This is a genomic window from Pseudomonas sp. B16120, from assembly GCF_044218845.1.
In the GTDB taxonomy this organism is placed as follows: domain Bacteria; phylum Pseudomonadota; class Gammaproteobacteria; order Pseudomonadales; family Pseudomonadaceae; genus Aquipseudomonas; species Aquipseudomonas paracarnis.
Genome location: NZ_CP162588.1, coordinates 4,737,141 through 4,751,973, shown reverse-complemented (window position 1 = coordinate 4,751,973; position 14,833 = coordinate 4,737,141). Strand labels below are relative to the sequence as shown.

Sequence of the window (14,833 nt, the reverse complement as noted above, 5' to 3'; positions counted from 1 at the left end):
TTTATCCCTGTGTAAAGGGATATTGCAGGCCCGATTTACCCGCGCATTATAGGGAAAAAATTGGGTTTGTGTTGCGGCGGATGGTCACTGATTAGAGACAAAAAGGACGCTTTTTAAGCCGGGGTGAGAGTTTTCGGGCTGTTGCTGTCGCAAGTTTTTTTAGCAGCTGGCACACGTCTCCGATCGTCGGCCAATTGCCATATGTCTTGCATAGGCTTCAGGGTGTCCTTACATTGCATATGTCAGGCATAGGTAGAGGATGAATCATGCGCACAGTCTCAATTTTTAAAAATGGAAAGAACCAGGCTATTCGATTTCCAAACGACATGGCCTATGAGGGAGTCGGTGAGCTCGAAATCACCCGCAATGGAGATACGATTACATTACGACCTGCCCGACCTAGCTGGGGGTCGCTGAGTGAGTTACCCAGGGCGGACGAAGATTTTCTTCAGGAGCGTCAGGACGTTGTTGGCGATGAAGGCAGGTTCAACCTGTGACGACATACATGCTGGATACCTGCATTTGCTCGTTCATCATGCGTGAGCGGCCCGAGTGCGTGCTTAAGCGTCTGGCCTTGGAGGTGGCGAGGAGCAATCGAATCGTGATTTCGGCCATAACCTATGCCGAAATGCGATATGGACAGATTGGGAAAAAGGCATCGTCCAAACACAAGACGTTAGTCGATGAGTTTGTGAAGCGACTCGATGAAGTGTTGCCGTGGGGCGTGGCGGCGGTGGACGCGACGGTTGAGGTGAAGCGAAGCCTGACCGAGCAAGGGGCGATCATCGGCCAAAATGATACTGCTATTGCAGGGCATGCAATTGCTTCGGGGTGTACGTTGGTGACCAACAATATTCGGGAGTTCAGTCGCGTAGCGGGGTTGTCTTACGAGGATTGGGTCCATTAACCGGAGCGGGTGTTATGGCTGAAATCGCCATCGCAGGCAAGCCAGCTCCCACGATTGATGTGGGGTGTATTCAAGGGCGGGTTCTTGGCCGCAAGAACGATTTCTTGCGGCAATTAAGAATCCAACTTCAGAAGTTGTTAGCCGTTAGAGCAACCATTGCCCATCACTTGATAGTTAAGAATATGACGCTGGCCTTGCGAATCTTCATATTCCATCTTCACCGGTACAACTTCGCAGACTTCTGGAATGCTGCTCATGGACAAGACTTTGGCCACATCCAGGTGAGTGCTGTAGGTGTAGTCCTCAACGATCGGGGCGTTCTGGCCGGCCAGTTCAGTCGGGGCTTCGTCCGCCAGGGCGGCGGTGGCGCACAGGCTGCTCAGGGCCATCACTAATAACGCTTTCATTGCTTCATTACCTTCTTCAGGGCGAAAGGGGGCACGGGGCCCTTGTGAGGCCACGTGTGTCACTTAAAAGTTGGGAAGTTCGGATTAACGTTGCCTTCGTGGGGGCTGTTGCGTTGTTAATCAGAGTGCCTTGTTGGCGGAGTTGATTTTAGGCGCCTCGGTTATATTCATATACCCGTGGTTTTGATAAACACTTTTGGCGGTTTTTGTAACAATCCCTCGATTAAGCTTTTTTCAGAAAGCTGCCAAGCGCCGCAGCACGCGGGCCAGAGCGGTGAAACGGCATAGCAGGGCAATTTGTAGGGTCTTGTTACTACCATCGTCGAATGGTTCTATAGGCCCACCCCGGCTACAACAGGGGCCATACAACAACAACTATTGTCACCGAGGTAAGAAAGATGAGTGCGGCTTCCCTGTACCCCGTTCGCCCCGAAGTAGCAGCCAACACGCTGACCGACGAGGCGACCTACAAGGCCATGTACCAGCAGTCGGTGGTCAACCCCGATGGCTTCTGGCGCGAGCAAGCCAAGCGCCTTGACTGGGTCAAGCCTTTCACCGCGGTGAAGCAGACCTCTTTCGACGACCACCATGTCGACATCAAATGGTTCGCCGATGGCACCCTGAACGTTTCCTACAATTGCCTGGACCGTCACCTCGCCGAGCGTGGCGACCAGATCGCAATCATCTGGGAGGGCGACGACCCTGCCGAGAGCCGCAACATCACCTACCGCGAGTTGCATGAGGAAGTCTGCAAGTTCGCCAACGCCTTGCGCGGCCAGGATGTGCACCGCGGCGATGTGGTGACTATCTATATGCCGATGATTCCCGAAGCCGTGGTCGCCATGCTGGCCTGTACCCGCATCGGCGCGATCCATTCGGTGGTGTTTGGCGGTTTTTCCCCGGAAGCCCTGGCCGGTCGCATCATCGACTGTAAGTCGAAAGTGGTGATTACCGCTGACGAAGGCATCCGCGCTGGTAAGAAGATTCCGCTGAAGGCTAACGTTGACGACGCGCTGACCAACCCGGAAACCAGCAGCATCCAGAAGGTGATCGTGTGCAAGCGCACCAATGGCGCGATCAAGTGGAACCAGCATCGCGACATCTGGTACGAAGACCTGATGAAAGTGGCGGGCACCGTCTGCGCGCCAAAAGAAATGGGCGCCGAAGAAGCGCTGTTTATCCTCTATACCTCTGGCTCTACCGGCAAGCCTAAAGGCGTGCAGCACACCACCGGCGGCTACCTGCTCTATGCGGCCCTGACCCACGAGCGTGTATTCGACTATCGCCCGGGCGAAATCTACTGGTGCACTGCCGACGTGGGCTGGGTCACCGGCCACACCTACATCGTCTACGGCCCGCTGGCCAATGGCGCGACCACGCTGCTGTTCGAAGGCGTGCCGAACTACCCGGACATCACCCGCGTGGCGAAGATTGTCGACAAGCACAAGGTCAACATCCTCTACACCGCACCGACCGCGATCCGCGCGATGATGGCTTCCGGCACCGCAGCCTGCGAAGGCGCCGACGGCAGTAGCCTGCGCCTGCTGGGTTCGGTGGGCGAGCCGATCAACCCGGAAGCCTGGGACTGGTACTACAAGAACGTCGGCCAATCCCGTTGCCCGATCGTCGACACCTGGTGGCAAACCGAAACCGGCGCCACGCTGATGAGCCCACTGCCAGGCGCCCATGCGTTGAAGCCGGGTTCGGCGGCACGGCCGTTCTTCGGGGTGGTGCCGGCGCTGGTGGACAACCTGGGCAACATCATCGAAGGCGCCGCCGAAGGCAACCTGGTGATTCTCGATTCCTGGCCAGGCCAGGCGCGTACCCTGTACGGCGACCATGACCGTTTTGTCGACACCTACTTCAAGACCTTCCGCGGCATGTACTTCACCGGTGACGGCGCGCGTCGCGATGAGGACGGTTACTGGTGGATCACGGGCCGTGTGGATGACGTGTTGAACGTGTCCGGCCACCGCATGGGCACTGCCGAGATTGAAAGCGCCATGGTTGCGCACCCCAAAGTCGCCGAGGCGGCGGTGGTGGGTGTGCCGCATGACATCAAGGGGCAGGGCATTTATGTGTATGTCACCTTGAAGAATGGTGAAGAGCCTAACGAAGCACTGCGCCTGGAACTGAAGAACTGGGTGCGCAAGGAAATCGGGCCGATTGCCTCGCCGGATGTGATCCAGTGGGCGCCTGGGTTGCCAAAAACGCGCTCGGGGAAAATCATGCGGCGCATTTTGCGCAAGATCGCCACGGCTGAATACGATGGGTTGGGGGATATCTCTACCTTGGCAGATCCAAGCGTGGTGGCGCATTTGATTGAAACGCACAAGACCATGAACGTCGCGTAAGCGGAGTAGGTGGGACAAAGCCCCATTCGGTGCAAGCCGGGTGGGGCTTTTTTGTACGGCCTCAAGACCGCCCAGATTTAGTGTGGGAGCTGGCTTGCCTGCGATAGGGGTATGTCAGGCAAAGGTTGGTTGGCTGAGGCATCCCTATCGCAGGCAAGCCAGCTCCCACAGTTCAGATTGCATTTCATAAGAGGGTATGGATGGCGGTCTGACAGACCTGCATAGCCACCAAACCAATAAATATCGGTTTTCCCCGTAGGACGTTTCTGAATGTTACCGCCTCGCTCAAATGTGTAACCGCCCGCACAAACCTGGGGCGATGGACCACGCCTACGCCCCGAAAAACCGCGTTCTAGACATCCCCACAAATAAGATTAAACGCCAGACTTGCCGTGCTAGAAGGGTTTGCGAATAATAGGCCCGCAATTTGCAGCATCATCAGGTTTAATATCTTTTGTCTCTGCATAAAATTCAGAGGCTGTCAATGAGCTGGAACCGCTTTCTCAGTGCTTCTGTAAATTGTTGTCGCATTGAGGAAATATCGGCCTCCGGCCTGTCGTTAGAATGCCGATCACTCGCTCGTCGTCGCAGGTGTCGCCCGCGCAGGACGCAGCACCGCTATTCGGTTACACCTTCGCCGCATCGTGGGCCATGGCTCATACTGCTGTTTTTGCCCTATACCGATGGAGTCCCAAGATGAAGAAACTCGTGCTGTTGGGCGCCCTGGCGCTGTCCGTGCTGTCCATGCAGGCTTTCGCCGAAGGCAAGCCGCTGAAAATTGGTATCGAAGCGGCTTACCCTCCGTTTGCCTCGAAGGCGCCGGATGGCAGCATCGTCGGTTTTGACTACGACATCGGCAATGCGCTGTGCAAGCAGATGGACGTCAAGTGCACCTGGGTCGAGCAGGAATTCGATGGTCTGATCCCGGCACTCAAAGTGCGCAAGATCGACGCGATCCTGTCGTCCATGTCCATCACTGACGACCGCAAGAAATCCGTGGACTTCACCACCCGCTACTACCTGACCCCAGCTCGTCTGGTGATGAAGGAAGGCACCACCGTCAGCGACAGCCTGGATGAACTCAAGGGCAAGAAGATCGGTGTGCAGCGCGGTTCGATCCACGACCGTTTCGCCCGTGAAGTCCTGGCGCCAAAGGGTGCCGACATCAAGGGCTACAGCACCCAGAACGAAATCTACCTGGACGTGGCTGCCGGCCGCCTCGATGGTACCGTGGCTGACGCCACCCTGCTGCAAGACGGTTTCCTGAAAACCGACGCCGGCAAAGGCTACGCGTTCACCGGTCCGGCGTTTACCGACGTCAAATACTTCGGCGACGGCGTAGGCATCGCGGTACGCAAAGGCGACAAGGAAAACCTTGAGCGCATCAATGCGGCCATCGCTGCAATCCGTGCCAACGGCGAATACAAGAAAATCCAGGACAAGTACTTCGACTTTGATATTTACGGCGCTGATGCCAAGTAAGTAGTCGCAGCTGTCTGTCCGAAATGGCGCAAGCAACAGTCATCCTGAAGTTTGCGCCATTTTTTCATCCCCCTTTTCGAGGACCTGAATCATGTTGAAAGGCTACGGGGCCGTTATCCTCGATGGCGCATGGTTGACGCTTCAGCTCGCCTTGTCGTCCATGGCCTTGGCCATTGTTCTGGGTCTGATCGGGGTCGCGTTACGCCTGTCGCCGGTGCGCTGGTTGGCTTGGCTGGGTGACTTGTACTCCACGGTGATCCGCGGGATCCCCGACCTGGTGCTGATCCTGCTGATTTTCTATGGCGGCCAGGACTTGCTTAACCGCGTCGCGCCGCTATTGGGCTTTGACGACTATATCGACTTGAACCCCCTGGCCGCCGGTATCGGCACCCTGGGTTTCATCTTTGGCGCCTACCTGTCGGAAACCTTCCGTGGCGCCTTCATGGCCATTCCCAAGGGCCAGGCTGAAGCCGGTCTGGCGTATGGCATGAGCAGCTTCCAGGTATTTTTCCGGGTGATGGTGCCGCAGATGATTCGTCTGGCGATCCCCGGGTTTACCAACAACTGGCTGGTATTGACCAAGGCCACCGCGCTGATTTCGGTGGTGGGTCTGCAAGACATGATGTTCAAGGCCAAGCAGGCGGCAGACGCCACCCGCGAGCCTTTTACCTTCTTCCTCGCAGTGGCGGCGATGTACCTGGTGATCACCAGCGTGTCGTTGCTGGCCTTGCGTTACCTTGAGAAGCGCTACTCGGTAGGCGTAAGGGCGGCTGATCTATGATCTTCGACTACAACGTCATCTGGGAGGCCATGCCGCTGTACCTTGGCGGCTTGCTGACCACCCTGAAACTGCTCGCTATCTCGCTGTTCTTCGGCTTGCTCGCAGCCTTGCCCCTGGGCTTGATGCGCGTGTCCAAGCAGCCGATCGTCAATGGCGTGGCCTGGCTTTACACCTACGTGATCCGCGGCACGCCGATGCTGGTGCAGCTGTTTTTGATCTACTACGGCCTGGCGCAGTTCGAGGTGGTGCGCGAAAGCTTCCTGTGGCCGCTGCTGTCCAGTGCCACGTTCTGTGCGTGCCTGGCGTTTGCCATCAACACCAGCGCCTATACCGCCGAGATCATCGCCGGCAGCCTCAAGGCCACGCCTAACGGTGAAATCGAGGCGGCCAAGGCCATGGGCATGTCGCGCTACAAACTGTACCGCCGCATCCTGTTGCCGTCGGCCCTGCGCCGTGCGCTGCCGCAGTACAGCAACGAAGTGATCATGATGCTGCAGACCACCAGTCTGGCCTCCATCGTCACGCTGATTGACATCACCGGTGCCGCGCGTACGGTGAACGCCCAGTATTACCTACCGTTCGAAGCCTATATCACCGCCGGCGTGTTCTACCTGTGCCTGACCTTCATCCTGGTGCGCCTGTTCAAGTTGGCCGAGCGCCGCTGGCTGAGCTACCTGGCTCCACGGAAGCACTGACATGGAACGTATCGATCATCTGCTGCCCTGGGGGCACCTGGGCTGCGAGCGCCAGCTGAGCGTGTTTCGTTTCGGCAGTGGCGAGCGCAAGGCCTATATCCAGGCCAGCCTGCACGCCGATGAGTTGCCGGGTATGCGTGCCGCGTGGGAGCTGAAAAAACGCCTCACCACGCTGGAACAGCAAGGCGCCCTCAACGGCGTGATCGAGTTGGTGCCGGTCGCCAACCCGATGGGGCTCGGCCAGTTGTTGCAGGGCAGCCACCAAGGGCGTTTCGAAGTCGGCAGCGGCAAGAATTTCAACCGCGATTTCGTCGAACTGAGCGAGCCGGTGGCCGAGTTGCTACAAGGCAAGCTGGGGGACGACCCGCACGCCAATGTGCGCCTGATTCGCCAGGCCATGAGCGATACACTCACCGCCTTGCCCGAGCCGAGCAGCCAGTTGCAAGGCATGCAGCGTATCCTGCTGAGCCATGCCTGCACCGCCGATGTGATGCTGGACCTGCATTGCGATGCTGAGGCAGCGCTGCATATGTACGCGCTGCCCCAGCACTGGCCGCAGTGGCGTTCGTTGTCGGCACATTTGAATGTGAAGGTCGGCCTGCTGGCGGAGGATTCCGGCGGCAGTTCGTTTGACGAGGCGTGCTCGTTGCCGTGGCTGCGTTTGTCGCGCCTGTTCCCCGAGGCGCAAATTCCGCTGGCCTGTCTGGCGACGACGTTGGAATTGGGCGGCCAGGCCGACACCGGCCGTGATGAAGCCATCTTCCACGCCGAAGGCATCCTTGCGTTCCTCGCCGAACAAGGCTTGATCAAGGGCGAGTGGCCCGCGCCGCAACACGAACCTTGCGAAGGTGTGCCTTTCGAGGGCACCGAACTGCTGTTCGCGCCCCATGCCGGGGTGATCAGTTACCTGCGTAAAGCGGGCGACTGGGTAGAAACCGGCGACGAGATTTTTGAAGTGATTGACCCCCTGACTGACCGCGTAAGCACTATTTGCGCGGGCACCTCGGGGGTGTTGTTTGCCGTTGAACGGCTACGTTATGCCCAAGCGGGTTTCTGGCTGGCCAAGGTGGCGGGGCGCGAAGCGCTGCGTCACGGGCGCTTGCTCAACGACTGACCACCTGTTTTTGTGAGAACCGACCGCATGTACAAGCTTGAAGTCCAAGACCTGCATAAACGCTATGGCAGTCATGAAGTGCTCAAAGGTGTGTCCCTGGCCGCCGCCGCCGGTGATGTGATCAGCATCATCGGTTCCAGCGGTTCGGGCAAAAGTACCTTTTTGCGCTGCATCAACCTGCTGGAGCAGCCCCACGCCGGCAAGATTTTGCTCAATAACGAAGAGCTGAAACTGGTGGCCAACAAGGACGGCGCCATGAAGGCTGCCGACCCCAAGCAGTTGCAGCGCATGCGTTCGCGCCTGTCCATGGTGTTCCAGCATTTCAACCTGTGGTCGCACATGACCGCGATTGAAAACGTGATGGAAGCCCCGGTGCACGTGTTGGGCATATCCAAGAAAGAAGCCCGCGAGAAGGCCGAGCATTACCTGGCCGAAGTCGGCGTGGGCCATCGTAAGGATGCGTTCCCCGGCCACATGTCCGGTGGCGAGCAGCAGCGCGTAGCGATTGCCCGTGCACTGGCGATGGAGCCTGAGGTGATGCTGTTCGACGAACCTACTTCTGCGCTGGATCCGGAGCTGGTAGGCGAAGTACTCAAGGTGATGCAGGACCTGGCCCAGGAAGGCCGCACCATGGTGGTCGTGACCCACGAAATGGGCTTTGCCCGCGAAGTGTCGAACCAATTGGTGTTTTTGCACAAAGGCATCGTTGAAGAGCGTGGCAACCCGCGGGAAGTGCTGGTGAACCCGCAGTCGGAACGGTTGCAGCAGTTCCTCTCTGGCAGTTTGAAATAATCAAGACTGCTTTTGTGCACCGGGATAGTGCATGCTCCGCAGTCTTGAGGTAAGCCCCGATCCCCTGTGGGAGCTGGCTTGCCTGCGATAGCGATGTATCAGCCAATGATGTGTTAACTGACCCACCGCCATCGCAGGCAAGCCAGCTCCCACTGTTGATCTGTGTTTGTTTTGGGATTTGTAGTTGATTACGGGCTAGCATTGGCCCACAGCTTCTTTCACCGTTTTCGCTCCGGATAGCACTCCATGACCGCCCACAAAATTGGTTTCCTGATTTGGCCCAGCACAAAAGCCCTCACGCTTGCGCTGGCTGAGGAGGCCTTGCGCGTTGCCCAGCGGGTGCATCCGGATGTGATCTACGAGTTGTCGTTCCTGCTCGCCGAACCCGCAGTCGAAGGTGCCTGGCAACTGCCGGGCGAGCCGTGGGCCGGTAAGCTGGAGGGTTTTCAGAAGTTGTTCCTGTTGGCCGACGAACCGCCGACGGTCATCGCTTCGCCACTGAGCTCCGCGCTCAAGCAGCTTGTTCGGGCGGGGTGTGTGATCGGCGGCTTGTCAGCGGGGGTGTACCCGTTGGCCCAACTGGGCCTGCTCGATGGCTACCGCGCCGCCGTGCACTGGCGCTGGCAGGACGATTTCGCCGAGCGTTTCCCCAAGGTCATCGCCACCAGCCACCTGTTTGACTGGGACCGTGATCGCCTGACCGCTTGCGGCGGCATGTCGGTACTTGACCTGCTGTTGGCGGTATTGGCCCGTGACCATGGCGCCGAGTTGGCCGGTGCTGTGTCTGAAGAACTGGTGGTGGAGCGCATCCGCGAAGGCGGCGAGCGCCAGCGTATCCCGCTGCAAAACCGCCTGGGCTCCAGCCACCCTAAGCTGACCCAGGCGGTATTGCTGATGGAGGCCAATATCGAAGAGCCGCTGACCACCGACGAAATCGCCCAGCACGTGTGTGTTTCACGACGACAACTTGAACGCATCTTCAAGCAATACCTCAACCGCGTCCCCAGCCAGTATTACCTGGAGCTGCGCCTGAACAAGGCGCGCCAGATGCTGATGCAAACCAGCAAGTCGATCATCCAGATCGGCCTGTCCTGCGGCTTCTCCTCGGGGCCGCACTTCTCCAGCGCCTACCGCAATTTCTTCGGCGCCACTCCTCGCGAAGATCGCAACCAGCGTCGCAGCAGCAGCCCGTTCGAGTTGTCGTCGGTGCCTTCCGAGCGCGGGTGAGCTGCGTCTATTCTTCTCCCTCTGTTTCGGATGACGTCGCAGAGCGTGAGCTGGAGCGGTCTGGCGCGGGTTGTCGGGCTTGCGCTACATCGAAATCCACTGCCGTGCGGTTGTAATAGCGACGCAGAATGGCAAGTGCTACGGGTGAGAAGGGGTTGTCGCTCAGGTCAAAGCCTGCCGCTGAGTCCGGGTCTACTTCAAGCAGGTCCGTGGGCAACTCGGTGATGTGGTTATCGCTCAGGTTCAGTTGGGTGAGCGACGTCAGGTTGAACACCCCGTGAGGCACCTCGGTAAGCCTGGTGTTTTCCATCATCAGGGTTTCCAGGCCGGACATTTTGCTGACGTCGGGCGTCAGCGCCAGCGGGTTATCGCTCAGGTCCAGGTACTCCAGGTCGTGCAGGTCGCTCAAGGCGGCGACGCTGTCGGGGGTCAGTCGCAGATTGCATTGCGTGAGGCTGAGTGTGGTCAACTTGGGCAGCTTGAAGACGCCAGCGGGAATGTCTTGCAGGGCATAGCGGTGGATCAGCAGGCTTTCCAGATTGGGGAAACGTTCCAGAAAACCTTCGGGTATCGAGGTGGTTTCCTGTGCCCTCAGCTCCAGCTTGGAAATATGCTTGAAATCCACATTCAGTCTTGGCAGGTCTCCCCACAGCGGCAAGGTCAATGTCATTTGATGGGACTGCGTCAGCGGGTCATGGCTTAAGTCCAGGCTGGTTTCACGCCGCCAGCCTTGCTCCAGCAGAGCGCGGATTTGCGCTCGAATGAGTTGTTGCTGTGGGCGAATCTGTTCATCCATGGGCAGGTTCGTGACGGGGTGGCTCTCAGGCACATCCACCACCCATTCCTGCAGGTCGGCTTGCAAGCGTTCGTAGTCGGCCTTGAGGCGCACGAGATTCGCCATCGAATCATCCAGCCCGCCCGGTAGCCTGAAGATAAATTGATTGGCCTCGGGAACGTTGTAGGTCGGGTAAAGCGCTTGGACCAGGCGAACCTCATCTGGATTGGCTTGGACGCCAAAATGTTCCCCGGTGCTCTGGCAGTAGGTTTTTATCCGTTCCAGGGTTGCGCGCGTCAGCGGGTTGCCGGAAAGGTCGTAGGCCTTGGCAGCACTGGCGGGCAACGAATACAGGGCTTCTGGCAGCCTGCGCAGGTTATTGTGGCTGAGATTGGCGTTTGCCAGCCGAGGCCGATTGAGCAGGCCTGTGGGAAAGATGGAAATACCGCAGTGGCTCAGGTTGAGTGTTCGCAGGTTGGCCATGTTTTCGAAATTGGGCGCCAGCACCAACGGGTTGTGGGACAGGTCAAGGGTATGCAGCTCGGTCAGGTTGGCCAGGGCTGCTCGGGTTGGGGTGGTCAGGTTGAGTGCGCAGCCGCGCAGTGTCAGCGCGTTAAGGTGGGTCAATGCACTGATTTCGCCGGGCAGTGTTCTGAGGGTCATGTCGCTGATGGCCAGTCGGCGCAATCCGGGGAAAGATGCCAGGAAGCCCGGCGTGCCGCGGGTGGTCAAGTAACCCTGGAATTCCAGGGTAGTGATGTGCCCAAGGCGGGTATCGAGCGCGGGCAGTTCCCCATAAATGGGCTGGTTGAGTTGCAGCAGGTGACCGTTGTCATAAGCAGGGTCTACGGGGGTGTTGTGGCGCCAGGCGCCGATCAGTTTTTGTGACCAGAGAAAGCGATTTTGCTGTTCCGCAGCAATCCGCCAGCGGCTCAACGGTAAATCTGTACCGACAAGGGTCTGCGGCACATTCTGCTGCCATGTCCGCAGGTTGGTTTCCAGTTGCGAGAACTCTTTCTTCAGAAATTGAAGGGTACCCCAAGGTGTGCCGGGATCGTTTTGCATGGCGGCGAGTACGGCCGTCACCTGGCTGGGGCTCAGTTGTGGGTACAGCTCATGCAACTGACTCTCCAGCGAGACCCCTTCGCTGCTGCCAGCGGTGACCGGGCTGGCGTCGTAGCCCTCCATGCCGCCGGGTAGGCGCACCAATGTCGGGTCATAGGACGGTTTGAGCAGCGGAACTTCGGCCAGCAGGGCGCCAAGTTCGTCATGTGCCAATGTGTGTTGGCGCAAGGTTTCTCTCAAGTGCGGGCCTTGGCCTATCTGCATAGCCAGTGCGTCGCGCTGTGCATCGGGGAGTGCCTGGAGCACGGCGGTGTAGAAATCGGTTTCACCAAGCAGGGTGCCCTTGCTGTCTTCGGGAATGTAATCGCCTTCGATGGTGCGCAGCAGCAGGCGTCGGATGGGCGCCTGGGCGGGGCCGATAGCGTCGCGCAGGTGACCATCGCGCTTGAAGTCGCGAACTTCCAGACGCACCTGAGGCGACCAGCCCGGCAATTTTTCCAGGGAGTGCAGGGCGAGTCGATGGGTGTCGCCGCTCTCCAGCGCACCCATGTACAGGCCTTCATAGGCCCGGCTGATTCTGACCTGATGGGCCGCCCAGCGTGCGCGTTCGACCAGGTGCGAAGGCAGCGTGCCCTGGTCGATGTCGAGCAAGTCCTGGCCGTGGGCACTGAGCAGGACCTCCTCGGCCGCGCTGACGGGCAGGCCCGGTGTGCTGTCGATGAGCTTTTGCACGCGCGCATCGGTGGTCAGCTCCAGGCCTCGATAGCGCGCGTCGAACATCGAAGCGCGTTTATCCTCGGCTCTGCGTGCCAGCTGTTTGCGCAGCTTGGCGGCGCGCACATGCAGTTGGGGGGCCGGGCTACCGAAGTCTTCCTCCAGCACAGTCTTGCGCTCTGACTCGTCGAGGGTTTCCAGCAGGGTCTTGAGCAGGTCGCCGTTGTTCATCTGCGCTTCATGAATTTGCGCTACCGCCGCATTTTCCCGGCCTGGGTGTTCCCATACGGTTTCGCCTTTGGCATTCAGAAAGCGCAGGGTCTTGGATTCCGGCCACAGGCCGGTCTGGCTAAGCAGCCAGAGTTGGGTTTGCGTGTCGGCTTTTGCGTAAACCAGTGGGTCGTCGCTGTTCATCTGGTCGATGAAGTCTTGCAGTTGCTGGTCGATATGGATGCGCTTGAGGCTGTCGGCCAGCAAGGGCGGTGGCGGTTGGCGGTCCATGTAGAGTTTGCGCAGGGCACCATCGTCGGTGCTGCTGATGCGCTGTGCCTGTTCCAGGCCGGTTTCGCTGAGAGCGTTGGCGGGCTCGCCGAGTCTGCGCAACAAGGTGCTGCGATGCCATGTCAGCGGGTGATCCAGTGGGGTTATCCAGGCGCCTTTGCCATTGCCGATAACGGGCGGTTGGTAGGCGTGCGCATGGCTTGGGTGCGCCAGCACGGCGTTGCCCGCTTGTTGCTTGACGGCAAAGTGTTGCCCTTCAAGGGGCAGGATCTGCTTGTCCCCGTAGGCATGCAATCCATCGGCCTTGGGGCGCGAGGCGGTGGGCAATTGAAGGTCGTGGGCGTAGGGGCTCAGGTCTGGGCTCCACAGGCGCGTTTTGCCGTCGTCCGAGCTGACCGGATGAAGGCGCTCGAAAAACGCCCAGACTTCCCGAGGCAGTGCCTGGCGTAGCAGCCCTTCGGCAATCGGTGCGCCGACCGCGAACATACCCAATTGCACCATTTGCTCCAGGGTCGACATCAGGTGCCCGAACGCCTGGCGCTTGAGACCCTCGGCCCAATCGACGATGCCTTCGAATACGTCATCGAGCAGTTGATAGGCGGTGTAGCCGAGCATCAGTAAGCCCAGGGGGGGAATGAACGGCGTGGCGATGAAGGCGGCGATTTCGAGCAGGGCCTTACCGATTTTCTGCACGATGGCCCAGCGCTGCCAGCGTGCCTTGCTGTCGGCGTCGGCGGTGGACACGGCGATGCTTCGCGCGTCATTGAGCAGCTTATTGAGTTTGGTTTCATAGAGGTGTTCGTACAGCTCGCCCGTGATTTTCGTCGCGTGCAACTGCAGGTTGGGGTTGGCCACAGGTTCGGCGCGCCAGGTCGGCCTGGGGTCGCCGGGGACGGGGTGATGCCAGGTAACCTGGGACAAGCGGTTATGCAGGTTGGCAAAGAAGTAGGCGCGGTGCTCGTGGCTTATAAAGCGGCTGAAGAATGCCTGGTAATCGGCATCGCGTAATTTGCGGATCAGGTCTTGAATGAATGCGATGCCATCGTGGTAATACTTGAGCGGTGCCTGTGGGTCGCCGGGAATGTACGCCACCACGGGCACTGCGCTGTGGTGCAGTTCCAGGTCTGCGGCGAACAGCACAATGCCGGCCAGTGGTGCGTCCATCAGGCTCAGGTCGTGGCTGAGCAGCGTCTTACCGTCGAGTGTCAGGCCGCTGATGCCTTTGAGTTGAGCCTGGAGCGTGCGTAACACCCGCTCGCTGCCGTCCTTTTTCAGGCGCGCCAGGTGTACGGCAGTTTGGGCCTCGGCTTTGAGGCTCTCGATGACAGTGCTGCGCAGCGAAGCCTTGCGTTTGGCATCTTTGAAGCCGAAAAATGTCTTGAGGTAATTCTGGTATTGCGCACCGATGTCCAGTTCACGGCACAGCCCGACGAAGGTCTGGATGCTGACTTTGCTGTTCACTGAGGGCAGGGTGTCGAATTGCCCGGTGGTGGTGGGTTGGGTAATGAAGCTGGAGTCCGCGGTGAAGGCAGTTTTCTCGCTTTCTGCTGCGTCGAAGTTATGCAGCGCGGCGTCCACCAACGAAACGGTCCAGACTTTGACGCCGCCAGTTTCTATAGGAAACAGTGGGATCGTCAGGGGCGCATACAGGCGCAGATGGGTGGTGCGGACATCGATCTCCACGCCCCATCTTGTCTTGAACGCCTGTTGCAAAAGCGGCGCGGCGAAGGCCTGCGGTGTCTTGAGGTCGGCCAGGGCCGTGTCTACTTTGTTTTGCGCGGCCCAGCTCTGCTCCACCGCCTGTTTGAGCGGCGCGTGCTGCTGGCGGCTGGCGTCTGCCTGCCAGTTGGCAATGTCCAGTGGCGCATTCTTCAAGGCTTGGCGCTTGTCATCCGAGGCGCTTGCCAGCCAGGCCGGCAGGCGTGTGTGAAACCCGGGGGGTACTTGGGTGGCGGCGACTGCGAGGCGCTGGCTGATGGTCGTGGGGTAGGGCGTGGGCACGAGGCTGATCCTTCAGTG

The 14,833-nt window shown here is 59.1% G+C and carries 11 protein-coding genes; 9 read left to right on the top strand and 2 right to left on the bottom strand.

The window, feature by feature from the left end; all coding sequences use genetic code 11:
• The first annotated feature begins 266 nt into the window (after positions 1-266).
• Both vapB and AB4P90_RS22155 read left to right on the top strand, forming a co-directional pair.
• Entirely contained in the window at positions 267-497 is a 231-nt protein-coding gene (gene vapB, locus AB4P90_RS22160; protein WP_395605377.1) for a type II toxin-antitoxin system VapB family antitoxin, read from the top strand.
• Complete coding sequence (locus tag AB4P90_RS22155; RefSeq protein WP_014719602.1) at positions 494-907, top strand: type II toxin-antitoxin system VapC family toxin; 414 nt, start codon at positions 494-496, stop codon at positions 905-907. Before vapB ends, AB4P90_RS22155 begins: the two co-directional genes overlap by 4 nt.
• Before the next feature lie 137 nt (positions 908-1,044).
• Here the strand turns inward: AB4P90_RS22155 and AB4P90_RS22150 are convergent, their stop codons facing one another.
• Complete coding sequence (locus tag AB4P90_RS22150) at positions 1,045-1,314, bottom strand: DUF2790 domain-containing protein (RefSeq protein ID WP_014719601.1); 270 nt, start codon at positions 1,312-1,314, stop codon at positions 1,045-1,047.
• A 398-nt stretch (positions 1,315-1,712) separates the two neighbouring features.
• Here AB4P90_RS22150 and acs point away from each other — a divergent pair, with 398 nt between their 5' ends.
• The 7 genes from acs to argR all read left to right on the top strand — a co-directional run bounded on the left by acs (position 1,713) and on the right by argR (position 9,759).
• Entirely contained in the window at positions 1,713-3,668 is a 1,956-nt protein-coding gene (gene acs / locus AB4P90_RS22145; protein WP_005790645.1) for an acetate--CoA ligase, read from the top strand.
• Between the two features lie 696 nt (positions 3,669-4,364).
• On the top strand, positions 4,365-5,150 hold the full coding sequence (locus tag AB4P90_RS22140; protein ID WP_020302951.1) for an ABC transporter substrate-binding protein: 786 nt from the start codon (positions 4,365-4,367) through the stop codon (positions 5,148-5,150).
• A 91-nt stretch (positions 5,151-5,241) separates the two neighbouring features.
• The gene (locus AB4P90_RS22135; protein ID WP_003193627.1) at positions 5,242-5,931 is read left to right on the top strand and encodes an ABC transporter permease; all 690 of its coding nucleotides are present in this window, start codon (positions 5,242-5,244) and stop codon (positions 5,929-5,931) included.
• Positions 5,928-6,626, top strand: a complete 699-nt coding sequence (locus AB4P90_RS22130; RefSeq protein ID WP_003193625.1) for an ABC transporter permease — start codon at positions 5,928-5,930, stop codon at positions 6,624-6,626. The genes AB4P90_RS22135 and AB4P90_RS22130 overlap by 4 nt, the downstream gene beginning before the upstream one ends.
• A gap of 1 nt (position 6,627) precedes the next feature.
• Positions 6,628-7,740 carry a succinylglutamate desuccinylase/aspartoacylase family protein gene (locus tag AB4P90_RS22125; RefSeq protein ID WP_168224592.1) on the top strand — a complete coding sequence of 371 codons (1,113 nt, stop codon included), beginning with the start codon at positions 6,628-6,630 and terminating at the stop codon, positions 7,738-7,740.
• Positions 7,741-7,767: 27 nt separating this feature from the next.
• Positions 7,768-8,532 carry an ABC transporter ATP-binding protein gene (locus AB4P90_RS22120; protein WP_395605376.1) on the top strand — a complete coding sequence of 255 codons (765 nt, stop codon included), beginning with the start codon at positions 7,768-7,770 and terminating at the stop codon, positions 8,530-8,532.
• Positions 8,533-8,778: 246 nt separating this feature from the next.
• On the top strand, positions 8,779-9,759 hold the full coding sequence (argR, locus tag AB4P90_RS22115; protein WP_014719597.1) for a transcriptional regulator ArgR: 981 nt from the start codon (positions 8,779-8,781) through the stop codon (positions 9,757-9,759).
• A 7-nt stretch (positions 9,760-9,766) separates the two neighbouring features.
• Here the strand turns inward: argR and AB4P90_RS22110 are convergent, their stop codons facing one another.
• Entirely contained in the window at positions 9,767-14,815 is a 5,049-nt protein-coding gene (locus AB4P90_RS22110; RefSeq protein WP_395605375.1) for a dermonecrotic toxin domain-containing protein, read from the bottom strand.
• Between the last annotated feature and the right edge of the window lie 18 nt (positions 14,816-14,833).